The organism is Paenibacillus terrae (assembly GCF_005217525.1).
Taxonomy (GTDB): Bacteria; Bacillota; Bacilli; order Paenibacillales; family Paenibacillaceae; genus Paenibacillus; species Paenibacillus terrae_C.
Genome location: NZ_PNXQ01000012.1, coordinates 101299 through 118222, shown reverse-complemented (window position 1 = coordinate 118222; position 16924 = coordinate 101299). Strand labels below are relative to the sequence as shown.

The 16924-nt window shown below is 48.6% G+C and carries 9 protein-coding genes; all 9 read right to left on the bottom strand.

What is annotated here, in order from left to right; all coding sequences use genetic code 11:
• Nucleotides 1-1596, bottom strand: a 1596-nt coding sequence (locus tag C1I60_RS10610) for a rhamnogalacturonan lyase family protein (RefSeq protein WP_491844692.1), incomplete at its 3' end; no start/stop codon positions are given.
• A gap of 233 nt (nucleotides 1597-1829) precedes the next feature.
• Nucleotides 1830-3248: a YfcC family protein gene (locus tag C1I60_RS10605; protein ID WP_137061689.1), complete on the bottom strand. Its 1419-nt coding sequence runs from the start codon at nucleotides 3246-3248 to the stop codon at nucleotides 1830-1832.
• Nucleotides 3245-4465, bottom strand: coding sequence for a M20 family metallopeptidase (locus C1I60_RS10600; protein ID WP_137061688.1), 1221 nt, complete (start codon nucleotides 4463-4465; stop codon nucleotides 3245-3247). Before C1I60_RS10600 ends, C1I60_RS10605 begins: the two co-directional genes overlap by 4 nt.
• Before the next feature lie 194 nt (nucleotides 4466-4659).
• On the bottom strand, nucleotides 4660-5565 hold the full coding sequence (locus C1I60_RS10595) for a LysR family transcriptional regulator (protein ID WP_252361670.1): 906 nt from the start codon (nucleotides 5563-5565) through the stop codon (nucleotides 4660-4662).
• Nucleotides 5566-5859: 294 nt separating this feature from the next.
• Nucleotides 5860-9069, bottom strand: a complete 3210-nt coding sequence (locus tag C1I60_RS10590) for a DUF5704 domain-containing protein (RefSeq protein ID WP_137061687.1) — start codon at nucleotides 9067-9069, stop codon at nucleotides 5860-5862.
• 5 nt (nucleotides 9070-9074) lie between these two features.
• On the bottom strand, nucleotides 9075-10013 hold the full coding sequence (locus C1I60_RS10585; protein ID WP_137061686.1) for a copper amine oxidase N-terminal domain-containing protein: 939 nt from the start codon (nucleotides 10011-10013) through the stop codon (nucleotides 9075-9077).
• 431 nt (nucleotides 10014-10444) lie between these two features.
• Nucleotides 10445-10648 carry a hypothetical protein gene (locus tag C1I60_RS10580; RefSeq protein WP_137061685.1) on the bottom strand — a complete coding sequence of 68 codons (204 nt, stop codon included), beginning with the start codon at nucleotides 10646-10648 and terminating at the stop codon, nucleotides 10445-10447.
• 9 nt (nucleotides 10649-10657) lie between these two features.
• A complete protein-coding gene (locus tag C1I60_RS10575; RefSeq protein WP_137061684.1) occupies nucleotides 10658-11956 on the bottom strand; it encodes an alpha-glucosidase/alpha-galactosidase in 1299 nt (432 codons plus the stop codon).
• A 108-nt stretch (nucleotides 11957-12064) separates the two neighbouring features.
• A complete protein-coding gene (locus C1I60_RS10570) occupies nucleotides 12065-16090 on the bottom strand; it encodes a DUF5695 domain-containing protein (RefSeq protein ID WP_137061683.1) in 4026 nt (1341 codons plus the stop codon).
• Nucleotides 16091-16924 lie beyond the last annotated feature (834 nt).

Here is a 16924-nt window from a genome sequence, read left to right as displayed (position 1 = left end):
CAGCAGGCTGCCGTCATGGTCGATGGTGGCAGAGCCGTATACGATTTCGTCCTTGCCGTCACCATCTACGTCTGCGACGCTCAGTGAATGCGCTCCCTGTGTGGTCAAGGTTCCGAATTTCGGGTCCGTTCCATCACGCCCGTGCGGACTATCGTTAAACGGATTCGTCATCGGTGCCCAGCCGCTGTCCACCATCCAGTTCTTTTGGAGATGGCGACCATCCCATGTGTAGGTGACCAGTGTAGAGCGCGTATAGTAGCCGCGTGCAAACACAGCGGACGGTTTGCGGCCGTCCAAGTAAGCCACGCCTGCCAGGAAACGATCCACCCGGTTGGCGGGTTCAATCCGGGCCATGGCGTAATCGCCCCACATGAGGCCATCGTCATGACGCTCCGGCTCATAGCGGACGGTGTCCAGCTCTGCTCCCGTTTTTCCTTTGAAAATGGTCAAATATTCCGGTCCATCCACAATGAAGCCTTCGAACTCTCTCAGCTTGTTTTTGTCGCTCCGCGCAGGCGCGTATACATCCATAAAGTAGTCCGTCAGGCTTTCCGCATCCTTACGGGATAACGGATAGCTATACTTTGGAGCGATACCAAAGCATTCCTCCAGCGTAGCAGGCCATTTCCCTTTGACCACTTCTTCATGCTTCGTCCAGTTCATGAACATGTTCACCACATGCTCGTAATAATCCGTACGGCTTAAACGGTAATCGTCCTTATGCGTAATCCCTGCTTTGCGATCCTCACGGGGCAGGGTAATATAGGTTTCTTTTTTGGGCTTGCCCTTCTTGTCAAAAGTAATCGTTTTGGTACCCGGAGCCGTTTTGAACATCAACTCGGCTTTGCCGTCGCCATCAAAATCGTACACCATCATCTGTGTATAATGTGCACCTGACCGAATATTCACACCCAGGTCGATCCGATATAACAGCTTGCCCTGGGCCGTATATGCATCGACATACGTATTTCCGGTATAGCCCTTCTGAGAAACGTCCTTGGAGTTCGACGGGTCCCATTTTACAAAAAATTCATATTGTCCGTCTCCGTCCACATCCCCCACACTCATATCATTTGCAGAGTAGGTATAGGACTCACCTGCGGGTGTTACGCCATCGGCGGGCTTTTGAAGAGGCAGCTCATAGTAGCCCTGCTGCCACGGCGTCACTTTGGCGCTGCGATCCTTTTCCCGTCCATTCACGACCGAAGCTACTCTGTACACCGCTTTTCCGCTTCCTTCTTTATCCACATAGTTGGTGCTGTCGGTCACCGTCGCAATCTTTTTACCATCACGGTAGACATTAAAATTCGCTCCTGTCAGCCCCGTTGGACCGTAACCATTCACTTCCTGCGCCAACAGCCGCCAGCTTAAAAAAACACCCTCCGGCGTCACCGCAGCCACCAGTCCCCGATCCAGCCTTTCCAGTTGGATGCTGCCACTTCGGTTCTGTTCAACGGCAACAGCCGATGCTGTCTGAAGCTCCGGTTCAGATGGAGCTTCTGCCGCCATCCCCACAGTTGTACCCGTCATCGCCAGCATCGTTGCCAACGCAGCGTTCAAGGTTCCCTTTCGCCATGCGCCTTTCCTTTGAGCCATCCAAGTCGTCCTCCTCCATTGTGTTGTGATGACAAGCAAATACCCAAAATGATTGCGCTTACATAATTTAAATTCCTTATTATTATAGTTTTGCCGTTCTCCCAAAAGCGTTTAAATATCCGGGTATTTCTCTACACAAATCCGTGTTATTTGCCATTTCGCATAAAACAGCCCCCACCAGGCCTGTACGAACACGGCAAGATGAGGGCTGAAAAGTATTTAATAGTTATAGTTTAGTGATATCCGATAATTTGGGCGACAATCACGAATACTGCACCCAGTACGAACCAGACAGCCAGTAGCGGCCAAAAGAAGCGAACCCATTTCTGATACGGAATACCCGATACGGCCAAGCTCCCCATTAAGGCTGAGGAAGTAGGCAAAATCATGTTCGAAAATCCATCTCCTAGCTGGAAGGCAAGTACCGTCGTCTGCCGTGTAATGCCGAGCAGATCGGACAGTGGCACCATAATCGGCATCGTCGTTGCGGCCATTCCCGAACCGGAGGTGATGAATACGTTCATAATGTTTTGGAACACATACATACCCAGCACTTGCACCGATTCAGGCAAATGTCCCACCATGATAGCAAGGCTGTTAACAATGGAATCAATCACATTGCCGTGATCCAGTACAACCACGATGGAACGTGCAAAACCGATAATCAGCGCACCATAGGTGATATCTTTGGCCCCTTTGGCAAACTCTGTCGCAATGCGACTTGGCCCGTAGCCTGCGCAAAAGCCGGAAATGACTCCCATCGAAAGAAACAGGGCAGCCAATTCTTCCATCCACCAATCCTTTTTGGACACTCCCCAGATCAACATCGCAAAGCTTACTACGACGGTCAAAATGATCAGGATATGCTTGAGCTGTATGGAAGGCAGATTGGATAGATCCACCGGCTTGTCTTCAGCGGTCTTTTCCAATTCGTAAACAAAGCTACTTTCCGGGCTTTTCTTCACTTTGCTGGCATAACGCATAATATATAAGCTCGTAATGACGATCAGGATGACCAACAGGATGGCACGAAGCCACAACCCTGAAAAAATAGGGATTTGCGCAATCGCCTGTGCCAAACCGACATTAAACGGATTCAGCAGCCCGGCAGTAAATCCACAGGAAGCCCCCAGTGAAATCATGGCCGTACCCGTCATCGCATCAAATTTCAACGCCCGGGCGATGGCAATACCAATCGGCACGAATACCATAACCTCGGTGGACATGCCCATCGTAAAACCGCCCACGGAAAACAGGGTAATAAATACCGGAATCACCCATATACCTTTGTTGGAAAAAGACCTCGCGACCCTTCCCGTCACCGCCTCAATCGTTCCCGAGGACGTAATAATCTGAAAAACACCGCCGATGATCAGAATGAAAAAGACCACATCGGCAGAATCGACCAGACCGGATACGATGGATTTCGGAATATCCCACAGCGTAACCGGATTGGGATCGACATGAGCGTACGAACCGGGAACGAGCAGCGTTTTGCCGGTTGTTTCATTTTTAACTCGTTCAAACTCTCCAGCGGGGACGACATAGGTCAATATCCCGGCCACTAAGGTCAGAAAAATAAGAATGACAAAGGTATGCGGCATTTTCAGCCATTTTTTCGGGCCGCTCGGTACGGCCGTGTTGCTACTCATTCGGATGCTCCCCCGTTTCTCCGCGCTTGCCACTGTTCAAATTCAGTCCGTACCTCTCTCAAAGCCACCGGATCGGTTACGAGATCATAAGCCGTTAATGCCAGCGCCTTGGCGGCATAGTTCATTTCAATCATGCCTTCCTCCGCTCCCGCAAGCTGGGCAAATTCCGGCGTATGCGTGGACGCGTCACCCAATCGGATATAAGGATGAATCGCTGCGGTAATCTGACTGACATTGCCGATATCGGACGAACCGATCCCCCCTTGCGCAGGTGGCTCGTGAACCTCTAAACCGAGCTGCTCCAGATTGCTCTGGAATAAAGCGGCTAATCTCTTGTTTGTATTGCGCTCCGCATAAACAAGTCCCTCGGCAATATCCACGGTTGCCCCCATGCCTTCTGCCGCTGCACGAACAGCGCGATACACCTTGCTCCGCACTTCTGCCAGGCCGACAACGGTTTGCGCCCGTAAAATAAATACGGCCTCGCACAGCTCTGGCACCACATTCGGGGCATCTCCGCCCTTTGTAATAATGCCGTGGATACGCACGTCACTGGTGACGAACTGGCGAACTGAATTAATCGCCACAAAGGCATTAATCATGGCATCCAGTGCGCTGATGCCCTTCTCCGGGGAGGAAGCGGCATGGGCCTGCTTGCCATGAAACGTAAACGTGGCATCCACGCAGGCCAATCCCCCGCGCAAAACCATCGTTTTGCTCTGCGGATGCACCATCATTACGGCGTCAATGCCGTCGAATTCGCCATGCTCGCACATGATGATTTTGCCGCCGCCCTCCTCCTCGGCTGGTGTGCCTAACACCACGATGCGTCCGGGCAGATCCGGCATCGCTTCCTTCAGGGCTATAGCGGCCCCCACTGATGCGGTACAAATCAGGTTGTGTCCGCAGGCATGTCCAATCGCTGGGAGTGCATCATACTCAGCCAGCAGAGCGATTGTGGGTCCGCCGGATTTCCCTTCCCATTCCGCACGGAAGGAGGTTTCCAGTCCGGCAATGCCTTTTTCCACAGCAAAACCAGCCTGTTCCAGTGTATTGGTGAGCCAGCCCTGTGCCTGATATTCATGAAAGCTTAGCTCAGGATGTTTATGTATCGTTCGGGCAAGCTCCCGTAATTCGTGATCCTTCGCATCTACAGCCTTCATAATTTGTTCATGGGATGGCGTTCTGCCATTATGTCCGTTCGCTATTGAGTCCATCAGTGGAATGCCGCCTTTCATTCGTCATAACGAATAAATATACAATCAATATTCAACATTGTATAGGCGAATGCCAGTAAAGTAAATTTAATATTTTTTGGGTTTATCCTTAAAATTATTTTATATATGACATGTTTTTTTTGAAATACGCCATTTTTCGCCAATAATTACGTATATTCGCTGCCCTTTTTGTGTTAAGACTGGAGCATCCATTCTACAAATCTTTCCACTGCCATAAGATGGCTGGATTTATTTTTATACAACATCCATGTTCTGCGCAGCACAGGCTCCCCGTTCTTGCGAATCAAATTAAATGCATATAATTCATCCTTTGGAGAGACAAATATTTCGGGTACGATGGAATATCCCAATCCGTGTCGGACCATTTCCTTACAGGTTTCGTAGCTGTCCACCTCCATGGAAACTCGTGGCGGCCTGCCCAACATTTCACTCCACCACGCCTGCACAGATTCGTTAAACGAGGAATACATGTGACCGGAAAGCTGCGGCTTGCCCGGGTCCTTATAACGAATCATCGGAAGCTCCGGCAATTGCTCAAGCTCTACAGCCTCTTGGGAGATCACGCAAATATGCTCCTCCGCAAGAAGATGCTTTCCCTCAGACCAGGGGTAATCATTGCGAATGACACCCAGATGAATTTCATCCCCGCGAAGCATTTCATAAATTTCTGCACTGAGTCCGCAGGTAACCGAAAATTGCACGTCAGGATAAATATCTTTAAAGCTTTTCAGAATCGGCGGCAGCTTGTAGTGCCCGTAGTAGCTTGAAATCCCCAAACGAAGCGTTCCTTTTACCTCGCCTCTCAGGTGGATAACGGCTTCTTTTAATTCGGCCAATTCTCTCAAATTTCGTTTGGCATACTCAGCCAGTCGTTCTCCTTCCATGGTCAGCTTCGTTCCTCTGTTCCCGCGTACGATAATCGGCACCCCGAACTCCTTTTCCAATTGGTTCAGACGGTAGGTCAAGGCGGGCTGTGTAATATACAAACGCTCGGCGGCACGTTTCAGACTGTGTTCTTCTGCAATGTAGCACAACATCAGGCAATCCTTTTCATCCATCATCGTCGCTCCTTTCGTCATATTGTTCCCTTGTTCATCCGTTCTCGGTTCTCCACAGGAAAAAAGCCCACAGATGTATCGGTCTATTATACCGCACGAAGGGCTTGGGCAAGACCCGGTTAAACCGGCAAAATGATCCCCGTCCATCCCCAATCCACTTTTGCAAAAGGAACTCGCTTTTAAAGCGACCGCTTCGCTTGTACAACAAAATTTCGCCCTCCGTTTTACCATGTACATTTTTTTAGTGCAGTTTGCATAGAAGAAGCTCACCGAAGGATGAAAAGCATCTCCCATCAAGTGAGCTTCTTTTGGGGCTTAATGTGGAACAAAGGAGCTGAAATCATCCCGGCTCGACTGATCCGCATGATAAAACACGACATCCCCATCCTGCAAATGAAAGGGTTGCCCGTACGGATTTTTCACTTCTCTCTGGTAGCCTTCCAGTTGCCACTGGTTCAGCAACGGGCCGTTAATATACTGCAAATGTGGATGCTCGGTATCCCCCTGACGGAGCGACTCCAAATTGAATCGAACCACGATATAGCCCGTTTTCTTGAATATGCCCGCATGTTCGTTTAGCTCCCGGCGACGGCTTTCTTCACGTAAATCCGTTCCTTTAGGGACCACGTACACATCAGCAGGCAGGCTATATTCGCCATACCAGCGCTGAATCGACGCATTGGCACGGTCGATATCGACTCCATCCGGCAGGTCCGTCTTGGGACCGATCAAGGTACGCACCGCCGCAGGCAGCACCAGCCAATCGTAGCGGCCGATCCACGTCTTGCTACGCGTGATGCGCTGGCCATACAGGGAAACATAGCGTTCCAGCGTCGACTGGCTCCGCTGTGCTTCGCTCAGCTCATGCTTGTATTGGTAGGCTGCTGTATCCTGCATTTCCTCCGTCGGTACATTGCGTAGCCGCTCATTTAAAATGACATATCGCTTCTCCCGATCCTCCGCCGATCCCAATCGGATAAACTTGCGGCTTCCCGCATGTGTATACAGCTCCACCTCTTCTCGCTGGCGACCATCCTTGCTCACCCAATAAAATGATGGCGTGATGCGAATACCATCCTTGGCGCTGAACATATTCCCTTTCGTTTTGAGGTCAAACTTGAAATGGTAGCCTGTCTTGATCGCCACATTTTGGTAGCCTTCATGCGGATGACTGCCGGGACGGACAGGCAAGGTAAATGGCTCCTGATTCCCCCTTGGCAGTCCGTCGATGTTCCCTAGTCCCGTCCAATAGGACAGTCCGCTATGCACCGAGCTTCCTTTGCGCTGTCGGAACACCCGCTCCCAATGGTAGTCGGCAATATCCGTGATATGAAAATCATACATCCGTCCGATGACCTCGATCTCTACCACATCATTGGCGACATGATGCGCGATATCCGTATTGGCATGACGCTGCTCAGTGAACCCGTCCGGTGCGTTTTCCGCAATAGTCCGAAACTCGACGGTATAATTCCCTTCATCCACCCATACGGGCAAATAGAAGTCTGTGTCCAGTTGCTTGACCGGAATGTCGATCCAGGTTCCACGCGGATAGAACTGAGCTTTCCCCTTGTCGTACACATCGAACGGAAATCGCACCTGCTTGGTTCGCACATATTTGGCATACTCCCGATCACCATAGCCGGGAATATTCAAATGCGGGCCCGCCGTTGAGATCGTCACGCGAAAAGGACGTTCCAGTATGAGCGCTGATCGACCTTTCGTTGGTTGGGTTTTCTGGTTGTGGGCCGCATCATCTGATACGCTTGAAAGATTCACCACTGGCGTGTGAACAGTTACGGTGTTGATCCCTTGAATCGGAAAAGTCTTATCTGCACCGCCATTGATATTTCCTTTGAGAATGGTATAGGTGATATCACCGCTACCAGACGTATTGGGTCTATTGATCTTGTGCTTTTCAATTACGTGGCCCGGGCTGTACAGGGTATCCGGCCCGATTTTTACGGGTTCAGGGATTTTGCCAGGAGTCGGGCCTTTTTCCTTGACACGCTGGTGGTCCATGATCGTTTGACCGTTGAATTTCACGGTATCGTTCTCCACCTCTACGTCCGGTGTAGCTTTCTGGGCCACAGGCTCCAGTGACCTTTGTTCATTGGGCACCTTCGGCATACTCTTGCCGCCATAGATATAAAGTGAACCGCCGTCGATAATGCCCGGTGAGGGAGCAGGATAGTATTTTCCGTTGGTCGCGGATTCTATAGCAGGAGGAGTATAGTCCTTCGGCGGAATCGTAATACTGCCTCCCGGCAATGCATAGTTGCGTAACTGCGCGTGCTTGATGCCGTACACTTCGAGGTTGTCGATCGTCCAGTAAGAGTACGGCTTTACAATTTCGTATTTGTAATACTCCACGACCTTCATATGCCGGGTATCGTTGATATCTTCCCATTCCAGATCATAAGTGCGCTTCAGCTTGACGTTGTAGGTGCACTCGCCTTTGAGCTGTTGGAAGGTATTCTGGAACAGGTAATTTCGGGCCAGCACGTTTCCATACAGGCTTTCGGAGGTTGGAATGCCCTTGGCTACATCAAAGCGTGACGCGCCTCGCTGATCGGCTTTAATAACACCTGAAGCCATTGGATCGAGGTATTTATCCGACTGGCTACCGCTAGGCGCAGGTCGAGTGCAGGTGACTCCTGTCGGGGGCTGCTCTATCGTCTCTAGCTCCTTATAATATAAGTAAGCTGTAAATCGCTCGAAGGAGCCGTTATAGGTAAATCCGGGTACATTTCCTGGCAAAATGTCTCCGCTCGGCGGATTACCTGTGGTACTTTTCTTGTAGCCAACATACTCATATCTGGAATCGGTTGGCGGAGTGAAATCATACAATTGATCAGGTTTCAGCTCATCTTCTATTGGTGTAAATACGTTGTTAAGAGATTTTCCATCAGTAGTAAAATGCTTGACGATGAGCCCGCTATCCAGTTCGATTTTGAAGAGTATGGGCTGGTAGATGCGATAGGCTTCAACATTTGGATCGAGAGGAGTAGAACTTGTTTTCCTGATATCTTGTGGTTTATCCGCATCCAGCATTATATTTACTGTAAGCGGAATCACAGTAGTATCCGTACCAATCCCTTTCTTTTGAAAAGGGCGAATATCTTTGTTCTCAGTGCCATTACTTATAGCACGCAGGTATTCATCGTAGTTATCTTGCCTAGATTTACTAAAATATTCGTCTGGGTCTGACGCGGTGTATAACCGAGCTTCTACATTTTTAATCTTCCGTCCTGGAAATTGAAATTTGTAAGTGAATGTAGCTTCTCCGTGCATATGTCTATTGGGTTCCTTCTTGTCTGTTACCCATACACCTGCACTGTTACGCCACATATCAAAGTACATCATGCCGACAAAGTAGCGATCGTTCTTATCTGCAAAATAGAACAACGGTGTGATTTCAGTATCGGCTGCCGCCTTTTGTGTGGGAAAAGAAAAAGGTGGGAGCTGCAATAATAGCAGTACCCCCACCAGTAATACGGCCAAAATACGCTTGGTCTTATTCATATAGTTTAATTGCCTTTCCATGGGTTGACCATCAACGGGATGTAGTCTTTTGACGCTAGGTCAAAGCCAATATACTCAACGTCCGCCAGTTTTAAAGAACGGTAATTTTTAATGCCATAATATACTTCATCGGCAGACGAGAAAATCTTATAGTACATCATTTTCGTGCCATCTCCATTGTCCTGAGTCAATTCTTCCATTGCATAGCGAAACCGTGTGTCATTTTTCTTCGTTACATAGAAAATCGCGCCAGCTTTGGAATTGGTCTTTACCCTCATTCGTAAATATGTTATGCCATCGGAGGCAGTGTATTGCTCAATCGAATATACATCGCGTAAAAACTTAACTGGAAGGTCGGAAAGTTTGAAAATCATCACTTTGTCAAAAACAGTTCCTCTTGAACCTTTTAACAGATTAGGGTCAGACGCAAATAATTTTTTATAAGGCTCAATGCTCACCGCCTGATGCCCCGTATCCTCCAGCGCGGCAATATCCTTCTTTCCAATCCAAACCCAGCGGCTAACCTTATCCCATTCCACCGTCTGACCCAAGCCTTCACTTACTAGCCGTAAAGGTACAAAAGTACGGTTCTGCTTCAAAATAATCTTCGTTTCATATGTTTTAGTCTGTCCATCCACAGTAGCTGTGTTTTGTCCAACCGTCATGTTGACCACATGTGCATCATTCTTAATCGACACAGCCAACTGGCTGCCTGTTTTCTCCCAGCCTACCTTGGCTCCCAGTGCTTCGGATACGAAACGAATCGGAACCATCACATAATCGTTCTCATCCTGAAAAGGTTTAGCATCCGGGAACTGAATTTTTTTCGCATTCAATAAGACTTCAATCGGTTTGGAACTGCTTGCTGCTCCCGCTGTCGGAAATGTTCCTCCCCATAGCAGCACGACTACGGTCAGACTCAACATCCATTTTTTCATACTCATCTCTCGATCCCCTTTGTCTACTTAAACTATGTATATCAAGCCAAATCCCACAAGCCTATCGCATCCCCACTTTCGGAAAATACTGGATACAACTTATATATTATATGTTTTCTCTATCACAAAATCTATAAGAAAACTTCTAATATAAAGCATTCTAAAAAAAGCCAGACTACATTGACCAAAGTTTTATTCCCCTAATATTCAGAAGACTAGCTCGTTCGGGTTATTGCCTTTCCCCAAAATCTCAACAAAAAAGGGCTGCCTCTCCCCTGTTAAGGAAGAAACAGCCCGTGTGCTTCACGCGCAAAAAACGATGAATATATCAGTTCATACCCTAATGCTTGTTCCAGCATCATCCAATATTTCTTACATCATAAATCATAACTGACTAAAAATCAAACGTTACTTTTTCTTACGAAACATCTCAAAGATCATTCATGCAAACCTAAGCTGCCAGCCTGATATAGCTGTTCATACACGTCCTGGTTAACCATCCTCAGCCCAAACAATCTGAGGATGCGCTGCCCCGGCTTGGCTTTGAAGGTTACTGTCGCTTTATCCTTGCCCTCCAAATATGCAGCCGGAATGGCGGCATTTACGTGGTAAACTTTTGACGACCACGGCCTCCCATTCATCTGCCTCCCTTACACATAGGCTGGAAGCCACTCTCCGTGCGCCGCAATCAGGTCATCACACAGAGAAACAATCTCATCCATGGACAGCTCGGCTGACGTGTGCGGGTCCAGCAGTGCGGCATGATAAATATGCTCTTTTTTCCCGGTGATCGCAGCTTCAATCGTCAATAGCTGTGTATTAATATTCGTCCGGTTCAGCGCAGCACATTGGGGCGGCAAATCTCCGACATAAGTCGGCGTAACTCCGTTGCGATTCACCAGACAAGGCACCTCCACACATGCTTCTTTTGGCAGATTGGTAATTAAACCTGTGTTCATCACGTTGCCGCCAATGGTAAAAGGCCGATCCGTTTCGATAGCCTCCAAAATATACGAAGCATATTCATTCGACCTTTCATGGCGAAGATCCTGATTGCTCAAAAGCTCCCCGCGCATCGTTTCCCATCGTTCAATCTGGCTCACGCAGCGACGCGGGTACTCATCCAAGGGGATATTGAACCGTTCGATTAGCTCGGGATATGCCCGTTTGATAAAATACGGATGATACTCCGCATTATGCTCGGACGATTCCGTAATGTAATAGCCGAATTTCAGCATCATCTCAAAGCGTACCATGTCGTTATGCTTTTCCTGCTGCTTGGCGGCAGCCCTTTTTTTAATCTCGGGATATAAATCCTCGCCGTCCTTGCTCACTTCGAGCAGCCACGCCATATGATTGATGCCTGCGATTTTCGCCTTCACGCCTTCCTGCTCCAGCCCGAGGCTTTTGAACAGCTCTGGTATACACGCCTGCACGCTATGACACAGCCCCACCGTACGGACGCCGCCGTGTACGTTCATCACATTCGTCAGTACAGCCATCGGGTTGGTGTAATTGAGAAACCATGCATCCGGGCATACCTCACGCACATCTGCGGCAAAATCGAGCATCACCGGAATCGTCCGTAAGTTGCGGAAAATACCACCAATCCCGACCGTATCAGCAATCGTTTGGCGCAGACCATATGTTTTGGGAATTTCAAAATCCGTAATCGTACATGGATCGTAGCCGCCAACCTGAATAGCATTTACCACATAGGCAGCTCCACGCAGCGCTTCCTTGCGGTCTGTGTAGGAGCGAATCACACAGGTGCTCCCTGTTGTTTTTTTCAAATTGGATAAAATATGTTCCGAATCCTTTAGCCTTCCGGGATCAATATCGAACAACGCCAGCTCAAAGCCCTGCAAAGCAGGTGTCAGCATACAATCACCAAGCACATTTTTGGCAAATACCGTGCTGCCTGCACCCAGAAATGTAATCTTGCTCATGCCTTTTCCCCCATTCGTATTCGCAGCTTTGTACTCCAAATGCAAGGATACCCACCGCCACTCTCCCCTTTGCAGGAAGAAAGTGACGGTGGGAAAGGTTACCCATGGCTATTCGTTGTTTACTCCAGATCGTGAACCTCCTGCTGGTTTAGCAGAGCTGACAGGAGCAGGTGTTTCAGGTGTTACGGGGTTAACCGGAGTTGTTGGCGTTTCCGGAGTACCGGAGTTGACAGGGGCCCCCACTTCGATCACGGTCACCTTGGCAATCGCCTTCAATTCTGTTCCTTCTACATTGTCCTTCAATTCAAATGAACCCGGAGTAGCATATTGTGCAGGATCAATATTTTCCCACTCTACAGCTACCCATGTAGTGGAGCCTTCTCCATACGTAGCTTCCACCACGCTCGGCAATTCGGGTTTTTCACCTGCACGAGTCGTCACGTTTACTTCTTTTATAGCCGTGATTTTCTCGGCCGTCGTCAGACTTTGTGCTGTGCCAGAGGCCAGCCCCGCCACCTCGGATGCACTCAAAGCACGGCTGTAGATGCGGAATTCATCCACCAGACCATTGAAATACGGATCAGGGTACTGGGACTTGCCGATAAAATTATTTTTGGTCTGGCCCAGACTGGTAGGATTCAAGGTCAGGCTGGTATTGCGTCCCACTTCTTTGCCATCCACATACAAAATTCCCGTGGAGCCCGAAAGCGTGACCGCAACATGCTTCCATACACCTGTCGGCAGTACAGGGGCATCAATCGTCTGTTCCTGTCCTTGCCCGTTACCTTGATTCGTAATGGCAAATAGCATCCGGTCCCCTGCTTTAGGGGTCAGGAACATATATTCATTCGTCCCGGAGCCGAAATCAAAAATCCGTACATAATCGCTCAGGCTGTTCGCTTTAACCCAGCCGGATACGGTCAACTGCTGTGCCCGGCTCACAATACCCGCTGGAAGCTGCACATAGCTGTCCTTGCCATTGAGGCTGACGGCATTGCCTTTTTTCCCTGCAGCCCATGCAGCTGTACCCTTCACGACAGCATCATTGTGACTGTCCGACGAATCCGCAGCGACTGAACCGCTGGTTTCGTCAAACTTATACAACGCAAGCTGTTCAAGTAACGGAGCCGCCGGTTCTACGATCACGCTCACTCTGGCCTCTGCAGACAACAGTGAATCGCTGGCTGTCAGCTTGAATGTATACGTTCCCGGCTCGGAAACGTCCACCTTCGTGCGCAGCGATGCTTTACTGCTGAATGTGACCTTGGCATTCTGTGGTCCTTCAACCAGACTCCACTCGCTTGTAACCTTTCCTTTCGGAAGTCCATCATCCTCAGCCGTACCTTTCAAAATAATTGGATCCGGCAGCTTCACCTTGGAAGCTTTACCCGCATCTACGACAGGCGCCTTGTTCGGATCAGGCGTCGTTGGTGTCAGCTCCACCGTATAGGAAGAGGCTATGCCAATGTCCAATTTCAGCTTGTTGGTAGGTGCATACGCATTAAATTTACCTTGCGATTGGCCACCTACTTTAACCAAATACGTTCCCTTCTTCAAGCCATCGAACGTAACGTACGTGGAATGTGCTTGACCAGGTGTTTGATTTTTCAGTTGGAGCCATACATAATCCTTGGATGTTGCCAGCTTGGCTTCTGTATATTGGTCCCTGTCCAGCTCGATATACAGCTTTTCCGTGATCAGATTGACCCGCTTGAACAGGCCGTCCAGCGGCTTGATCGTATACACATTGCCGCTTTTGCTTACCTCTGCACCATAGCCCGTCAATCCGAAGATCGGATCTACTGCAATGTCGGCACTTAGCGTTTTGAGTGCACCGAACAGTCCAAGATCGGCCTCGCCGCTCATACCGCGCCAGCCGTTAAAGAGCGGAACATTTTTACCGCCTCCAGTGCCATTCGTTCCCTGGTTGCCTTTTTCCGCCTGATACGTCCATGCGACTGCCCCGATGTTGTCAGGGTCGGAGCTGATTTGCCCGGAATTAATCGCTCCGACATTGGCGATTTTAGCCGCATAGGACAGACGTTGCTGTTCCTCACGTTGATTATCCTCATGATACCGAATCCAGTCGTCCATCGCATAGCCCGCAAGCGAAGTCGTGTACTGGAAGTTAAACCAGTTCTCCCCGGTAATTGTCACCGGATCGGTATAGTAGTACCATACTGGCATATGTCCGCGTGCTGCGCGGGTTTTGGCATTGATTTTACTCATCATTTCCAGGGCTTTGCTTTGCTCGCCTTCTGTATCTATATTCTGCTTGGCTAACGTATATACGGCCTCTTCCCCAGTGTTATCGTAGCTGTATTCGGAGCCGTAAGGATATTTTGTATTTTTAAAATTGTTATATTTGCGATCCATTTTTTCCCTGAGATCGTTCGCCTCATCATCATAGCCTTCATCATGAAGTGCCTGAATAATATCCGGTGTGGTCAGTTCGCCCATCAAGCCCGTTTCCCAGTTGTAAGCGACCGGCCCTTCATACAATGCTTTGAAAATGTTATACCCCCGCAGCAAATACGTTTCCTTCGGATGCTTGTAAGTCACAAGATCCGGGTATTCCTTCGCAATCTTGTACATGCTGAAATAGGTGTTGTACACATGCGGGTATGCGTACCCTCGATAGGTTGGTGTATCATTCGGCTCCGGCATCAGGAAATCATGGATCAGATAATCCTCATGATGACCGTTCATCAGATTCGTCCAGATCGCCGTCTCCAGATAATCGTCTACCGCTCGCACCTCTTTGGCAACCGGAGACAGTGCATTTTTCTCAGCCAGGAACTGTCCGTGCGTCAGACCCCAATCATCCCCCCAGCCCCAGTATCCGTTGAAAATGTTACGCTTGGATTTGGTATGCATCATCCAATCGTCAAAGACCTTGTCGCGCAGATCACCCGGTACATTCCACTGGGTTTTATCTACCATAAACGTAGCGTGCCGTTGCAATGCCAAATCAATCGGCTCAATAGCATAGAACTGTAAAACCGTCTTGTTGCCGTTTCCGTACTCCACTGTGATGAAGTTTGGACCCAATTTCGTAAATTTCAACTCATAAATGTTGTGCCCTCCAGTCTTGCTGTCCGTCTGCGGGATGACGGTTCCATCTGGATAGGTTACCTTGCTGATCGCCTGCTTAGTGCGCAGGTCCACTTTTGCCTTTTGATTCGTAGGCACGATCATGCCCGGTACAACCGTTGTATCCACCAGGTTTTCTTGATACAACGTATCCTTTACATCATGCTCATCCTTCACCGCCAGAAACTTGAAGCCATAATTCCGGCTTTGACCGGGATTCAGGATCAGGCTTGTGTTGGGCAAATATCCCCGATTGGTGGACTTGATTACATTGGAATGAATATAAAATACATTCAGTCCTTCCACCCATTTGCCTTCATTTGCCGGATTCCAGGCCCATTTGCTGCCCGGATGCTCCTCATCCCGCCAACGGTCCTGATACTCAAAGCCTGCACCTGTCGAGGAATCAGGTATCAGCAGCAGTGAAGAACCAATGCCGCTGGGACGTCCAGCCGTAATATAGGAGCTGTTGTTACCAACAAAGGAATGCGTCACGACTCTCGTTTCGTAAATCGCATCACCGTTGGTCCACTGCTCATTGAAAGGCAGCGGCAAACCGAAATCGCCAATCTCCAATTTTTTTCCACTCGTATTCTGGACCTGTATATTCCACAACACCGAACCGTTCGACTCCGCTGAATACGTTTCGATGACTTTAAAATTGCGAATGCCTTCTGCGTTGCTTGAGTTTTCATACGTGACGGTGACGCGGTTGCCACTGGTCGTGATTTTGCGCGCGTCTGCCGACTTGTTCGTCCATGCCTTGGTCCAGTTGCCTTCGTCCAATCGGTACGTGAACATCAGTTCACCGAGCCATTGATGATCTGCTGTATTCTGCTCGGGTGTTACCGTTGCGTTCATCACGTACTCTGTCGGGAAAGCATCTCCCTTGATACGAATGGATGAAATTTCGCCATGCTCGCCTGTCTGAATCGTCAGCTTGTCATTGGATAGTTCATAGGCCTCCGCCGTATGCGTCCCAAATAGTACAGACGCCGCGGTTAAAAACAAAAATGCCGCCAATATTCCTTTAAATTTCATCAACACGCCTCCTTTTGGATCTTGGGGTCCTGATTTGCTTGCCAATCACCTGAACTCTCTTCATTTCGCCGCAACCTCCTTGGAAATGTAAGCGCTACAACTCCATTGTACAAACACTTGTCCATTGGTAAAATCAACATTTTCAACCGATTTATATATAATTTCAACCTGAATGGGGGGATGAGTTACGGTAGGGGGAGCGCTGCGCGTGCAGATTGTTCTTTCGATCGCTGTTGTAGCGAGATTTTTTCTATTGGTTTGAATAAATCACAAACGGACACTATGAAATCGAGAAATTTATTTTGAGTTGCTGTAGTGGTTAATTGATACGTTGGGTTTTCCAGATGCGAAGGTATTTATTAAGATAGATTCGCTCCTAAGGTAGAAGTTGGAGTCTGCTTATGTAAGAATTTTTGGGATAGGGTATGGCGAAAAATCTGCTAAAAGCATCTATCGACTGGGCTGGTTCCAAAGGGGCATGCTTGGTATTGGTCAAGCCCCATTTTGTAGACAATAAAAAAGCTCTACTAACTGTAACTGAACTTCGAAAATTTCCAGACCACCACGTCTATCCCATAGCAATAGCAAGAGGCACGTAAACCCTACAAATATAAATACTGCCCCAAAATCTATTTTTAGGGCAGTATCAACACATCACATGATTTTTCTATTTTTATAGTTCTTGAATTGTTGGACGAATAATCTCAGAGATTGCGGATAAGGGCATTACTCCTGCAAAAGAACCAACAATTTAACAATAACCGTTAAAAGTATGGAGTAGATGCTTTAAGGAAATCTACTCCTCTTTTTCGTTTGCGGTATCAATGTATTTAT